The sequence below is a fragment of the Bifidobacterium sp. ESL0784 genome, assembly GCF_029433295.1.
In the GTDB taxonomy this organism is placed as follows: Bacteria; Actinomycetota; Actinomycetes; order Actinomycetales; family Bifidobacteriaceae; genus Bifidobacterium.
Genome location: NZ_JAQTHV010000004.1, coordinates 298,768 through 312,439, shown reverse-complemented (window position 1 = coordinate 312,439; position 13,672 = coordinate 298,768). Strand labels below are relative to the sequence as shown.

Annotated in this window: 12 protein-coding genes; 3 read left to right on the top strand and 9 right to left on the bottom strand. The window is 54.5% G+C overall.

Annotated elements, in window-relative coordinates; genetic code table 11:
• Positions 1-352: 352 nt before the first annotated feature.
• Both PT279_RS07895 and PT279_RS07890 read right to left on the bottom strand, forming a co-directional pair.
• Entirely contained in the window at positions 353-838 is a 486-nt protein-coding gene (locus tag PT279_RS07895) for a hypothetical protein (RefSeq protein WP_277166877.1), read from the bottom strand.
• 571 nt (positions 839-1,409) lie between these two features.
• Positions 1,410-1,829 (bottom strand): MarR family winged helix-turn-helix transcriptional regulator, encoded by a 420-nt coding sequence (locus tag PT279_RS07890; protein WP_277166876.1) that lies wholly within the window; start codon positions 1,827-1,829, stop codon positions 1,410-1,412.
• Between the two features lie 184 nt (positions 1,830-2,013).
• On the opposite strand from PT279_RS07890, the gene PT279_RS07885 reads away from it, so the two are divergent.
• Both PT279_RS07885 and PT279_RS07880 read left to right on the top strand, forming a co-directional pair.
• On the top strand, positions 2,014-2,592 hold the full coding sequence (locus PT279_RS07885) for an NAD(P)H-dependent oxidoreductase (protein ID WP_277166874.1): 579 nt from the start codon (positions 2,014-2,016) through the stop codon (positions 2,590-2,592).
• A gap of 910 nt (positions 2,593-3,502) precedes the next feature.
• Complete coding sequence (locus tag PT279_RS07880; RefSeq protein ID WP_277166873.1) at positions 3,503-4,333, top strand: hypothetical protein; 831 nt, start codon at positions 3,503-3,505, stop codon at positions 4,331-4,333.
• Between the two features lie 94 nt (positions 4,334-4,427).
• On the opposite strand, the gene PT279_RS07875 is transcribed toward PT279_RS07880, so the two are convergent.
• The 5 genes from PT279_RS07875 to PT279_RS07855 all read right to left on the bottom strand — a co-directional run bounded on the left by PT279_RS07875 (position 4,428) and on the right by PT279_RS07855 (position 10,377).
• Positions 4,428-6,146, bottom strand: coding sequence for a hypothetical protein (locus tag PT279_RS07875; protein WP_277166872.1), 1,719 nt, complete (start codon positions 6,144-6,146; stop codon positions 4,428-4,430).
• A 106-nt stretch (positions 6,147-6,252) separates the two neighbouring features.
• Positions 6,253-7,710 carry an MvaI/BcnI family restriction endonuclease gene (locus tag PT279_RS07870; protein ID WP_277166871.1) on the bottom strand — a complete coding sequence of 486 codons (1,458 nt, stop codon included), beginning with the start codon at positions 7,708-7,710 and terminating at the stop codon, positions 6,253-6,255.
• 44 nt (positions 7,711-7,754) lie between these two features.
• Positions 7,755-9,107, bottom strand: a complete 1,353-nt coding sequence (gene dcm, locus PT279_RS07865; protein ID WP_277166870.1) for a DNA (cytosine-5-)-methyltransferase — start codon at positions 9,105-9,107, stop codon at positions 7,755-7,757.
• A 144-nt stretch (positions 9,108-9,251) separates the two neighbouring features.
• Entirely contained in the window at positions 9,252-9,932 is a 681-nt protein-coding gene (locus tag PT279_RS07860) for a Sir2 family NAD-dependent protein deacetylase (RefSeq protein ID WP_277166869.1), read from the bottom strand.
• Positions 9,933-9,975: 43 nt separating this feature from the next.
• Positions 9,976-10,377, bottom strand: a complete 402-nt coding sequence (locus PT279_RS07855; RefSeq protein WP_277166868.1) for a carboxymuconolactone decarboxylase family protein — start codon at positions 10,375-10,377, stop codon at positions 9,976-9,978.
• A 57-nt stretch (positions 10,378-10,434) separates the two neighbouring features.
• Here PT279_RS07855 and PT279_RS07850 point away from each other — a divergent pair, with 57 nt between their 5' ends.
• Entirely contained in the window at positions 10,435-10,926 is a 492-nt protein-coding gene (locus tag PT279_RS07850; protein ID WP_277166867.1) for a MerR family transcriptional regulator, read from the top strand.
• Positions 10,927-10,945: 19 nt separating this feature from the next.
• Here the strand turns inward: PT279_RS07850 and PT279_RS07845 are convergent, their stop codons facing one another.
• Together PT279_RS07845 and PT279_RS07840 are read right to left on the bottom strand one after the other, a co-directional pair.
• Entirely contained in the window at positions 10,946-12,946 is a 2,001-nt protein-coding gene (locus PT279_RS07845; protein WP_277167061.1) for a P-loop NTPase fold protein, read from the bottom strand.
• 259 nt (positions 12,947-13,205) lie between these two features.
• A complete protein-coding gene (locus PT279_RS07840) occupies positions 13,206-13,655 on the bottom strand; it encodes a hypothetical protein (protein WP_277166866.1) in 450 nt (149 codons plus the stop codon).
• Positions 13,656-13,672 lie beyond the last annotated feature (17 nt).

Genomic DNA, 13,672 nt, shown 5'->3' with positions numbered 1-13,672 from the left:
GCTTCGTGACGTAGATTTCTCGGATCGGGATTCGTCGCCATATCGAGTCCTTCTAAGATTCCTTTCGACACTGCCCGGCTCATGCTGTTCACTGCCATCGGAACTACTCCTTTTACTTGCTGACGTTTCCAATTCTTACCACACCCCTGTCACGAAGGTCTGTGTTTCTATCGATGAGCTCAAAACCGATAACGACGATAGAAACGTGAATGTACACCAGCATACACCTCATTCTCAAAGTACATCGAATCTTCCCTGTTCAAAGTTAGGAATGCCAGCGGAAATATGTGTTCAACCGATTGCTGGAATCTTCCGGCCTTCCGCATGCACGCCCTGTTTCCTGGGCCGGGGTTTATTCTTCTTCGTCCGGTACCTTGACGATTAGCTTGCGGTTGCCTTTGACCGCGAACGGGAGGCTGTTGGCCTGGTCGTAAATATTTTTAACGAGCTTCTTGATTTCTTCCGCATGGCCGGTCGTGGAGAGGAATTGGGAGACGGCCTTGTCGTAGTGGTTCCTGTTGTCAGTATTCAGCTGCTTCCAATTGATGTTCCTGAAATGCTCCAGCAGCGGCCGGGAACCCGGCGGAAGAGCGATCCTCCCCTGCTCGATGAGCACCGCGATGACGGGGTAACCGGCATAATGCTGCCAGTACGTCGCATTGTCGTTGGAGGTATACAGTCGCTCGGAGATCATCACCGTATAACGTTTCGTGCGGGCCGACGAAGTCACGATGGCCTTCGAGTCCGAACCGCACAATTCCACACGACCATCCGCCACCGCGCTCAACGCCTCGTAAATCTTCGCGATCGGGGTCGGTTTTCTGAGAATATCAGGCATCTCAAGATCTCCTTTCGATACGCCGCTCGTAAGGAACAGACTTGAAGAAAGGGACCCGCCCGGGCGAACCGTACGGGCCTTTCACCTAGCGGCGGCCATGCCTACTGTAGTACACATGGCCAGCAGGCAGCCGATACGGCCACGAGCATGACGTCGGTGACGATGTTGTCCGCCTTGGCAATCAAGGCGGCGACAATCGCCACGATGCCCCCCTAAGATAGCTGCCTCCACCAGGCCCTTTCTGTGAATTAGGTACGATATACCCTCACTTCAACGCCACTTGGCGACGCGGCTAGGGTACGCAGGCCGGATGACCCACACGGACATCGAAAGTGTTACTTTCCAGCGACCATATCATCCGTATCCGATAGGCGGAATCTCTATGGGTACGGTATTATATTAAAAACATATCGGGGACGGCAACGTTACCCATCCGGACCATAAAGGCGGGCAAAAAGCTTTTCACCGGATGGTGTCGAAACCGGCAGGGGCGTCTGTGAATCGTCCACTTATTATGAACGTCGTAGGGCCGGCATCCGAATCAAATCGGATGCCGGCCCTACGGATTCAATCACGACAATTGCTGGATTATCGATTGCATGAACCCGGTCGCATCGGCGAGAGCACCGTCATCCAGAACAAGCGAATTGATGATGTCTTGCCGCACCTTGCATGATTCCTTGGCAAGCCGCTCGCCCTCGGCAGTGAGGCTGATGAGCATGGCACGGCCGTCTTCCGGCGAGGGCGCAACCTCGACCAGCTCGCTCCGGCGCATCCGGGCGATGAGACGACTTGGATGGCCCGATTCCGCGATCAAGTGAGTTGACAGATCCTTCAGACCACATGGCTGAAGGTCCTGCAGAGCCATGAGCGCATCCGCCTGCACGCACGATATGCCCAGTGGCCGTAAGCCCTCGTTGAGGCGCGCGTCAAGCCTGTGGTTCAACGCGCGCAGCTCCCGAACAAATTCCAGACAAGCCGAGCTGTCCATAACGGCCTTTCATTTGCACAATCACGATGACACACCGATTATACATGATATGTCACCTAACTGATATGATCAATAAACATGACATGTCATCTAATCAATATCTCACAAATAGATGACATGTCATCGGATCATCAGCCCAGCATTCATTTTCCACAGACAATGCTCTAACTACGAAAGAACAACCATGAACATCCTCGTCATCCAAGGCTCCCCAGACCCCGCAAGCATGAGTGCCGAGCTCGCGCAAGTCTACACCGACAAGGCGAGACAGGCCGACCATCACGTCGAGGCCATCGATCTGAGCCACGAACCCAACTTCGACCCGGTCCTACGATTCGGCTACCGCAGACACATGGATGACGAAACCCTGCCCAATCGATGGCAGGAGCAAATCAGACGTGCCCGCCACCTCGCGTTCTTCTTCCCCATCTGGTGGACGGCCGAGCCCTCCATCCTCAAAGGATGGGTCGAACGAGTCCTCACCCCGCGCTTCGCCTACCGCCACGATCAGGGCAAACTCATGGAGACGGGTCTGCTCGGCGGCAGGACGGCCTCCATCACCACCAGTTGCCAAGGCCCGGCCGCCTATGTGCGAATGCCCGGCGGCGTCATCACCCGCTGGAAGTACTTCATCCTTGGCAACTGCGGCATCAAGCTCATCCACACTGACATCCTCGGCCGCATGGACTCAACCAAAGACACACCGGAACGCAGAGAAGCCTTCGAACGCAGAGTACTCGCCAATATGCCAAAAGCCTGTTAGCACATATCCTTCCCCTAGCGAACTCCTCGAACGAAACCCTAAAACAGGCAGACAAAACTGCCACGGCTCCGATGGCATATATTCGACAAACCAAAATCTCCGCTCCCGCCTGTTTCGGTCACCTGAGACGCAGATTTGCTGAATATCGGCATATCCGCCGAAACCATATAAGCCGGCAGCCATCCCATGTATATAACTGATTCGCATATTTCGCAGAAAAGGGAATCACATATCCCGGTCAAGCCGGTACGCCATTGCATCCGGCCAAGACCCGGACCCCGTCCGCATCATAAAGTCGGGCAAACAAAGCTTTAGCGGACGGTACCGCACGACAGGGCGTATATTCCACGTCCTCCTTTTCAGACCGCGGGCCGCCAGCCGAATTCAATCGGATGGCGGCTCAACGGCTGTTTTACCTCAATTCAAATTCAAATGATAAAGACACGGTAAAGACACCTAGAATCTCGATATCCAAAACGTTGGAATCGCAACAATCTCAGTCGGGATGACAGGATTTGAACCTGCGACATCCTGTTAGATTGACGGTTAAAACGACTGGTAACGGAGAATACCGAAAACTGCCAATAACGTTGGAATTCCAAGGAAAACCAGCACCATCTGAAAAACGATAGAGACGGCTGGAAACGGTAAATGCCGGAGGTCATCGTGTCTGAATCGTGTCTGAGCACAACCGAAATAAGCGGCAACAGAATATATTAAGGATTTCATCATACATTACTTTGAGATTACACTGTTCGTTATGTTTATTTGCTCTTTTTCAATTCCGTGGTTGTGGAATTTTATTGTTACATGGCTATCAAAATATTGGATCTTGTTACTTCTAATAATAATTGTTGTTTTCGCAGTAGTTTGGATTCGTTTCCCTAAATGGTTACAATCGTTAACTTCATTGGCTGAAAAATCGGTTTCTCATTTGCTCTTACACATACCTACAACTGATAAAGACTCTACAGAAAAGAGTGTCCAAGGTGCATTAGATAAGAAAGTGAAGAACCATCCTCGCTATTTTTTATTTATTATCTTTTCTGGTCTTTTGGAATGTATAGCTCTAATTTGGGAATGCATAATTTCTTTGGTACATCAAGACGGTGGGATACCTATTGATGTTCTTATCGCTTTCCCAGTCGCATTTGTAGTTCTCGCTGTCCTTTCCTTCAAAGGAGAACGTATAAAAGTACCAACAGTAATTTGGTTGCATAGCTTTTACGTAATTCTCAATCTGATTATTGTTCCATTGCTTATTGGGCGGATTAAAAATCTTGATCAGTTGGAATTTGATTTAATATTTGCGGGATTAGCAGAAACCGTGTGTTCATGGTACGGAATTGGAGATTTTCTACTTCTTGAGCCAAAAGTTAATGAGAAAGTAAAAAGCTGGTTTTCCCGGACTTCGATTTATGCAATTATTGGAATTGCGTTGGATGTCATTCTTGCAGCATGGCTCTTTTGGCCTAGCACCAGCGGACAGCACACTGTGAACCTTCCATTTGGTGCTACTGTTCTGTTTCCACTCATCTCGTTTCACTACTTGAAGCAAGTCTATGACGAAAGAATTCATCCAGTTAGAGACACTAAAGGCAGAACACACGATGAGGCGATTGCAGATATAGAGAAAGAATTAGGCGACAATAGGACAGCTATTAATAGCATAATAAAAGAACAAGAAAAATCGGGAAAAGACGGATACTTCAAACGCATAATATCTTACTTCCTCAAGTAACGAGATACGCACGGATATTATATCTCCATCGTCGTGATGCCGGAACGATACCAAGACGATGGAGATTGACATCCTGAATCCAAAGACCTCGACTTTACTGTTTATCCCTTATGCGATTCAGCATCTTCATGATATATGATTCGTTCTTCTCAGCTTGATCTCTCACTTCCTTCGTGTCTTTCACAAGTGCGTAGTCGCACCAACAAATGGCACCTTCTACATTACCCTGCACCACGGGGTTAAACTGAAAATCCATACTGCAATAGCCAAGATGATAACTCCTAGAACCGATAGTGGCTTTAATCGGTATAAGAAGAGGCGGCATGCTCTTCAATTTCTTTAATTGTTCACGCACAGCCGTTTCGCTTTGGAAAGATTCCGTACCCGGAATAGTCCCAATACTTAAAAGCTGTGCTATCTTATGCCATAATTTAAGATCGTTGTCATCTATATCGCTGTCAAACCCTGGCATCAGTATTATCTCCCCGCCAGTATGGGCTTGCATCACAGCAAGATCGTCAACTATTCCGCTAAGCTTTTTAAGCGATTCAATTATCTCCTCTTTCAATGCAAGACGCCTATTGACATCGCTGACTTTCCCCACCCGCTTACGATTTTCTATCTTGTATATCTCGAAACCGCCTTCTGGAAGGAATGAGTTAAGAAAATCAATAGTTTTCTTCACATCTTCGACAGGTTGTTTTATAAATTTGGAACAGTCGACCCTCAAAAGAATCTGAGGATTTTGGCCATCGTGCTCATACTGCAGAATCACAGAGAGTACCCCAGTTGCATCCTCACCACTCCACCTTACCCCCTTTTGTCCAGCGGACAGATGGGATTGCGGAATACGTAATCTAAAGTCGCCATTAATAAATATTAAATTCTCACATCTTTCCGACTCATTGCTGAACAGACTCACCGTAGTATTTGTTGAATCTCCATCAAACGGCAGAAGAACTCCCTGAGACATCACTTTGGATGGCATATTTATAACGGGTTGCCCGAAATCTATAAGATCTTGTAAATCTCTTTTCTGCCCCTCTGTCTGTGGCTGGAATTCAGTAGTTACCTTGATTGGTGCTAGAAACTGTGAATCCGCATACTTTTCGATAATTTCAACGATGATGCGTTGACCGGAACAGTTATCTTGTTCAAAAGAATAGGCAAGATTGGGAATATCACCAGAAATGTTTTCTATACTACGCTCATCAGAAGCAGAAAGAAGCTGAATGTTATAAGCATAGCAAGGATCTGCTTTATCCAATATACCAGAGATTTGTGTTAAATGATTGAGTAAAGCATCACCATCTCTGAGATCTGGGATTTTTGCCGCTTGACTCATCTCTGCAATTGCATCCTGTATGTGTTTTCGGTCCCCATTACAGAAATAGTCCTCAACTTCTGGCATATGGCACGCCCACAAATCTATTTTAGACTGTCCCAACCAATCGGCTTCGCGCACAGTGCTTCCACTTGTCAATTCCTGAAGCCATTCTTCTTCCTCTGGCGTGGGATTATGGGGCATAACAATATACCAATTACGAATCTCGAAACCTTTATCGGAGTTATATTTAATGAGTGCATCCCAAGAAGCTTTAACCTGCTTTTTCCCAGAAGGCCCCAAAGCCTGATGGAACTTCTTAATTTGATATACATCACGGCTGCCGTCCTCGTTCACAGCATATAGATCGATACCATGATCACCCCTTGACGGGGTATAACGACGCGCATCTGAGCGTTCTTCTCCAAGAATATAGACCGCTATGATGCGCTCAACCTCTTCACCAGGCAATTCTCCCCATGCAATCATATTCCATTCTCCTTGTGATAATAGAACAAGAGCGAAACTATTTTGAGATCGCCCTTCCACTACATCGTATTTTCTAAAATAAGTTTATACTCACAACATCAAAAAGCTATTGCTTAAATTTATTCGTTCTAGCTGGATATATTCCGGGAATCACCCGCGTCTCTTCTTCGACGGATAGGTCGTGTTCCTCGACCTGGTAGTAGATCGCATTCAGGTTCGTTGTGCTGATGCGGAATTGGGATCTTTGGTGAGCCTTCCAGACGTTGTCGGTAAGCGTAGCCTTGTCGCCGGGGTCATAGACGGCCTTGCCGTCGTTGAACGCCTGGAGGAACAGGCCGAAAGACGTCGACAGGCCCAGAATGAGCAGTGGCCCGAATTCCACGAGGGTGTCCTTGCCTTTGCCGGTCTTGAGATAGGGGACGTAGGCGGCGCGGTTGTGCTTGCGCTGCCAGTGCTCGAGCAGCTTCAGGTATGACCATCCGGCGACGAGCTCGTCCGTCGTCTTGTCGACGAGCGCTATCATGCCGCCGGTGTCGAAGTTCTTGTGGTCGGTGAATCCGGTCAGCTGGAGTCTGAGCCGCCTGTCCGGGTCGTCCTTGCCGGGCTTGTCGAACGCGCTGGTCGTGAAATAGTATTCCGAGGGCTTCCCCGCATCGTCAGTGGCGGTGACGTGGCCGTATCGTTTCACGAAGTCCACGCCCGAATGTTCAGCAGCCCAGCCCTGGTCAGGCTGAGGGGTAAACAGGGTGACGCGGTGGGCGCTACGTTTCTTCAGGTCCTTCTGTTCGATGGCCTTGAGCTCCCAGACATCGAAATCAGGCCCGGGGATGGCGTTCTCGCTGACCCCGAGCTCCGCCTCCAGCGTGAAGCCCGCGGCATTGGGTTTGGTATACGGCCGTATGGGCTCCTGTCCTTTGACGTATCTCCAAGGGACGATCTTGCGGCCGATGATCTTGAGCAGGGCCTGTTCCAGGACGGAGAAGTCGCCGATCTCGTGGCCGTCGTCGAACACGACCGGGCAGAGGTGCCCGGGCTTGAAGCCCTTCATCTGTTCGACGTATCCGGCCGCCGGCGACGGGGCGCCGACGACGAGCGCGACGACGTGGTCGGGCTTGCCGTCCTCGCTTGCGACGGGTCCGAGGAAAAGGCAGCGGCCTTCCTCGTATCCTCGCTTTCCGGGGTTCATCAGTATGCTGGGCGATTCCCTGCAGCCCTGAAGGAATCCGGAGAGGCGCACCTCGGGATATTGAGGGTAGTAGCACAGGCGCGTGTTCGGCGCGTCGAACGCGCCGCGCGGGTTGACCCATTGCCACGGGACGGGTATCTGCACGACGGGCGCGCCGGCCTTGGGCTTGCCGGACCTGCCCGGCGCGAACGTGGGTGTGCCCAAGGGCAGGAAGGACAGGTCGGAGGGGTCGTTGGCGAACCATATCTGCTGTTTGCTGTTGTTGTTCCTGACCAGGCGTTTGACCCACACGCTCCTCGCGCCCTGGCCGGCGAGCAAGTCGCGGACCTGCCCGATCGTAACCTCGTCATACCATTGCCGCGTCGCATCATCGTTCATGGCATCCGATGATACCTGGCGGCGGGGAGAACCGGCTCGGCCGGTCAGTTGAAGCTGGCCCCTTCGACGGCGCGCTTGCGGGCCTTGCGGATGGCCTTGTCCTCCGCTTCTGCGTTCTTTCCTTGTTGGCCGGTGTCTTCCTGTTGCATGACATTGAGGATGTGGGGGCGCATGATGCGGGCGACCTCCGCCACGGCGGGCACGACCACGCTGTTGCCGAACTGCCGGTACGCCTGCGTGTCGGACACCGGGATGCGGAAGTCGTCGGGGTAGCCCATCAGGCGGGCGCACTCGCGCGGGGTGAGCCGGCGAGGCCGCTCCCCCTCCTGTTTGACGAGGATCTCGGAGCCGTCCTTGTAGTAGCGGGCCGACAAGGTGCGCGAGACCATGTCCGGGGTCACCAGCCCGTAGCCGAACCCATGGCCCAAGGCCTCGTGCTTCTTCTTGTAGTCCTGCAGATACTGCCACAGGCGCGGGGTGAGCGTGTACTTGTCCTGCACTTTTTTGTGTTCGAAGTCGAAGAACCGGTCGCCGTCCCACGGCAGGTACGGCTCGCTGCCGTCGGTCTTGTGCAGGATGTCGGAAAGGACCGGCCTGCGGTCGGGGAACTTCAGGTCGTCCCAGGTGAAGCCGGTCCCGGAGCGGAACCCGGCGATGTAGATGCGCTCACGGTGCTGCGGGACGAAATGCTGACCGTCGATGACCTTCCAGTGGACCTCGTAGCCCAGCTCGTCCCTGAGGGTGTCGAGGATGACTTTGAAGGTGCGGCCCCGGTCGTGGCTGGTCAGGTTCTTCACGTTCTCCAGCAGGAACGCGGCGGGCCGTTTGGCGGCGATGATGCGCGCCACGTCGAAGAACAGGGTGCCCTGGGTCTTGTCGCGGAAGCCCGTCTCCCGGCCCAGGCTGCGCTTCTTCGACACCCCCGCCACGCTGAACGGCTGGCACGGGAAGCCCGCCAGCACCACGTCGCAGTCCGGGATGTCGGCGGCGTCGACCTTGGTGATGTCGCCCGCCATCTGTTCCTCGAACCCGTAGTTGGTCCGGTAGGTGCGCGTCGAGAACTCGTTCCACTCCGAGGAGAACACCGCGTGCCCGCCCGCCGAGGCGAACCCCCGGCGGATCCCGCCGATGCCCGCGAACAGGTCCACCGTGCGGAAGTCGTCGCCGGTCTCCTCGGTGGTGCCGTGGTAGAGTTCCTGCAGCGCGGGGATGTAGGCGGCCTTGCACGGCACCGTGCCCAGCTCCCAGCGCTCCACCGTCGAGGTCGACACCTGCAGGGACTCCGCCAGCTGCCGCCGCGTCATCGACCCCCGCAGCCGGGCGATTAGCCCCGCCGCGTCGTCGACGCTGCCCGGTTCGGCCTCAACATTCACATCCAATGCCAATTCATCACTCATAGGGAAGAACGTACCCCATAATGATGACAAAAACTCCCTATTCGGCATGTTTCACTCAGCATCGCCATCGCAAAGTTCAAGTTCCGTATAGAGGTGCAACGCCCTGTCCGCTTTCTAACCTTGACAGGTGATCTCATCGGGCAATCATGACTGATATATGGCATCGAGTTTGGTGAACACGTCGTCGGCCCTGCCTTGTATTCGGATCAGGCCGGGTGCGGGCGGGTGTGGTTTGAGGTCGACGTGGACGACCGGGGTGCCGTGTGGTGGCGTGGGGATGGTCTGGGTGCCGATGACGATGAGCAGGTCGCAGCCGGCGATCAGCCGCCGGCCCGCGGCGACCTGTTCGGGGTAGGTGGCGAGCCTGCGGGTGATAAAGTCGGGGACCACGGTCCCGCCGCAGGAGCTGCAATGGTGTATGCCGGTGCCGGTGTCGCGGCCCCAGTCGCAGGCCCGTCCGCAGGCGGCGCAGTGGTTGAGGCGCATGTCGCCCCAGTACTCGCACACGTGGCGGCCACCGGCCTGTTGGTGCAGGCAGTCGATGTTCATGGTCGCCACCCCGTCCAGCCGGCCCTCCCGTTCCAGGCGGGCGAGGAACCGGTGGGCGGCGTCCGGCCGGACATTCGGTTTGAGGAACGTCTGCCGGTAGAGCCGGTAGAACGTCCCGGGGTCGCGTCGGACGAACGCGGGGTCGAGCATGCCGAACACCCCGCCATGGAACCCCTCCGCCCGCAGGATCCGGTTGATGCCGGCGAGGTCTGGGATGCCGGCATCCGCCGACGCGCCTGCGCCCGTGAACGCCGCGACATGACGGCTCTCACGCACCAGCCGGGCGAGCTCGCGGACCGCCCTTTCATCCGTGTCGCGGTCAGTCGTCGTGTTCCCGGTCCTCCCGGTCGAAGACCTCGCGGGCGACGCCGACGGCGTTGATGGTCCTCGGGAACCCGACGTACGGGACGCACTGCAGGATCACCTCGACGACCTGCTCCCGGGTCAGTCCCACGTGCAGGGCCGCGGCGATGTGGACCTTCAACTCCGGGACCGTGTCGCCCTGCGTGACCAAGCTGCCCAGCGTCACCAGCTCCCGCTGGCGGGCGTCCAGGCCCGGGCGCGCGTACACGTCGCCGAACACGAACTCCACGACCCAGCGTCCCAGGTCGGGCGCGATGCCGGCCAGCGAGTCGACCACCTCGCGTCCCCCGCGCCCGTCGATCGCGGCCAGCGCGCGCGACCCCTTCTCGAACCTCGACTCATCCATCTGCTGCTCCATGTGTTCCTTTCCGCCGGACGCGTCCGCGCCGGCAGGCACCACGCTAGGCTATGAACCATGGTTCAACGCAAAACGACGACACACCCGGAACACGAAACACTGGAGGAAGAGAGCGACTCGGCGACGCTGCGCATCAGCGACGTCTCCCGGCTCACCGGGCTGCCTGTCCCCACGCTCAGGTACTACGAACGGCGCGGCATCCTCGCCCCGCGCCGCGACCCGGAAGGCCACCGCGCCTACACCCGCCACGACCTCGAATGGATCGCGTTCGTGCAGCGCCTGCTCGGCACCGGCATGCCCCTGCGCGCCATCGAACGATACTCCCGCCTGCGCGCCCAGGGCGACGCCACCATCCCCGAACGCCTCGCCATGCTCCACCACCAGGACCAACTGCTCGCCGAACGCATCAGACAAACCCAAGCACAACGCGAATTCCTCGCCCACAAAATCAGCACCTACAACAACAAACTCAAAGAAACCAAAACCGAAAACATCGCAGACCGGGCTGCCGCCAACGAACGAACTTCACAGGCCGCGTATATCCGTTGAACGCCGTTGCACTCCGACCTCACTCATCCCGTTCTTGTATAAGCCGGTCGAGTACGTGTGCCTCATAGGGCTGGGTATCATAATCAAACTCAAGCGCGGCCCCACCCTGTAGCAGGTACTTTTCATTCTGTTTTGTGGGTTCAATCCGATATGCCTTCCAGAATGCCCGGTATTCCGAAGGGTCGAGTTTCTCTATGGATTCCGCTTTCGATTGGAAATCGGGATGCTGCGTAGGATTGATGGGCCCGTCCAGCCAGAACCGGAAACCCAATTGGACAATGAGGGCTTCCGCATCATATGGGCGATCGCCATAGTCCTTACGTTGCTCGATTCTTTTGGCGACTGCATCGAAATATCGACTGACCCCACGCTCATTGATTACCGATGTGGTCAAGGCCAAGCCACCGCCAATTGACGATATTGTTCCATAAAGGTTCAGGCAGGAACGATAGCAATACATTCGCTCTGCCGGACTGACCGTGATTCCGATTTTTCGTTCGGCATCGTCGAATATGGACTCGAACGCCTGCAAACATGCGTCATCCATTTTCTGAATTTGCTTGAAATCGGAATCCGCGAACCGCTTGGTCGTCTGTTTCAGCCTTTTGCCGAAGATGAGTTTCACGAGCCGATTCGGCACATGCCGCACCTCCGAATGCATGACAGATATCGCGTTGGCCTCCATACGGCTCTGGACGGCGGAGTATTCATCATCCCCCATCCTGTCCACATAATCGAGGAACTCCTCATAGTCCGCGGAATGGGTGAGATCATCAGTCTCGAACATCTTGGCGAGTGTCTGCTCGTCGTCGATGACCTCTCTGAGTTGCAGTACAGCGTGCTTGTTGGCGAGCTCGTTGATGAAGTATGCCGAAGAATTGCTGCTGAAGTCGGTGGGGTTCGTGTTTCTGGGCTGGAACATGAAGTCCATGTATTGTTCGACTAATGGCTTCGCTGCCTCCTCCTTGGCCTCGTTCGAATCGGTTTCCTTCATGTTTTTGAACAACCCGGCTGTTACCGGATCGGTGGCGTTCGAATCTTTCTTGGGCAGCCAGTGGTCATAGTACAGTTTCTCGTACTCACGCGGATGGAACAGGTACAGGTAGATAATGAAAAGTTCCTGGTCAGGCTGGACCCTGCCTTTCTTGTCCTGTCCGATGAACTCGGCTTCCACATAGGCAAGGAATCTGTTCGCGTCCCGGGCCGTACGATGTTCGTACACGAACATGGTTTCCACCGATGACAGGTCGACGTCCTTCCCCAGCAATTCAGCGACCGCCTCGCTGATTCTCTGGGCGACGTTTCCGGACTGCAATGGAAGGGGAAGCATGATTTTCTGGTCGATGATCTTGCCCAGATAATTGTCTTTAAGAGATTTGAGATTCCATTGGTCGCCGACGAATATGATTGCGGTATGGCCATGGACGGCATTGAAGAGCGTGTAGAGTTCTTTCTGAAGGCCTTCGTCCAAACGGTCGAAATCGTCGATGACCAACACCTTCGGCTTCCGTAGACTCGTCAGCGATCGGATCGAGACCGCAAGCAGGAGGCGGTCAGTGTCGAACCACCTGCTATTCAAGAATCCATGCAAAGTCGTCAGAACCACGGATATGACCGTCACCGGCAGGGTGAGTGGGGTCAGTTTTTTCAATACGGGGACGCTCCCCTGCAGGGCCAAAAGGATGGCTCCGATGACCGCGAAGACAAGCAGAACCAGACCTGTTCCGTAAATGATTTTCGCGAGCCTAGGGAAAATCGCGGAGAACAGGTTCTGGGCCAAGGTGTTCCTGTTCGTCGGCTTCCACAATGCAAGATCGATGAATCTGTAGTCTTTCATTGCATCGGTCTTTTTGACCTTCTCCAGATATTCGGTCTTGCCGCTACCCCAACTGCCTTGGAGAAAAAAGGTCCTGTGGCCACCAGCTATACGTTTTGCGAAAGCCTCCGCCTGCCCCGACGTATCGATGTCGCTTATGCGCAAAGATTCCGGTTCCACCGCAACTTTTTTGCTACCCCGCATCATGTCCCAGCCCCTAGAAACAGCACCAAAAACTAACCGCTAACAACCTATCTATAAGACTAGCAACAAAGGAGCAATGCTAATCAACAGAGAATAAATGGAAGAAAACCAATTCACGAATCCAACAGGACGCTGCCTTAAAGCGATAAACCATATTACGCCGGTTGTTAGCTGACATAACGGTATCGGTAAAAACTCCAACAATCGTAAAGATCATGACCGTGCACACGTTTCTACAACGATTTGCAAATCTCTTTCATCAATTATTCATCCCTGTGGTATACCGGTAGGTGATGTCGTAGCCGAGGGCTTCCATGAGCAGGCCGATGATGAGGTAGGCCTGGTTCCATGTACGCCAGTCGGTGATGTGGGTGGGCTGGTTTGCAGCTTTGAATCCTGCTGCGTCCTGGTAGAGGGTGAAGTCCCAGCCGCCGGTTTCCGGGTCGCTTTCGCCCGACTTTCTCATCTCCTGTTCGTCGGCCATGAACGAACGGATCTCGTCGATGAGTTCGGCGCGACGCTCCCCCAACCAGACCATGGTTTCTTCGGGAACGGGTTCGTCCCCCTGCTCCCAGTCGAGCACGCGGTTCACATCTGCACCCAGCAGGTCCGCTAGGGTTTCGACGGGTAGGCCGAGTGAGAGCCGGTAGGCCTCGGCCGTCATATCGGTCCCGGCATTGGTTTCAGTATTGGGGTTGTCGTTCATCATTGTCGCTCCTTTTGTGA